This is a genomic window from Aeromonas media (genome assembly GCF_000819985.1).
In the GTDB taxonomy this organism is placed as follows: domain Bacteria; phylum Pseudomonadota; class Gammaproteobacteria; order Enterobacterales; family Aeromonadaceae; genus Aeromonas; species Aeromonas media.
Map to the genome: position 1 here is coordinate 493 of NZ_CDBZ01000223.1, position 337 is coordinate 829.

General features: G+C 67.7%; 1 protein-coding gene. It reads left to right on the forward strand.

All coding sequences use genetic code 11. The features are described from left to right. Positions 1–337, forward strand: a 337-nt coding sequence (locus BN1127_RS20100) for a hypothetical protein (RefSeq protein WP_042650621.1), incomplete at both ends; no start/stop codon positions are given.

Below are 337 nucleotides of genomic sequence, written 5' to 3' on the forward strand. Positions count from 1 at the left end.
GGCCGCCTCCCTGCTGCTGGGGATATGGCTCCAGCCGCTGCTTCCCTGGCACTCCGCGCCCATCCAGTCGATGCGCTACCTGGCCACGATGTCCTCCGCGGGCGAGGAGGCCCCCTTCGTGCTGGTGGCCTATCAGGGCAAGCGGCCGGGTCAGTCCAGCATCCGCTTGCAACAGAATCTGGCGAGCCCGCTGCGCCTGCCCGCCGACGCCATGCTCTGGATGCGCGATCGAGAATCGGCCAAGCTGGTGCCCCTGGCCCCAATCAGAGAGGTCATGGCGGGCCGCCTGATGACCCCCACCGAATGGCAGCAGCTTAAAGAGAGCAGCGAGCTGCTG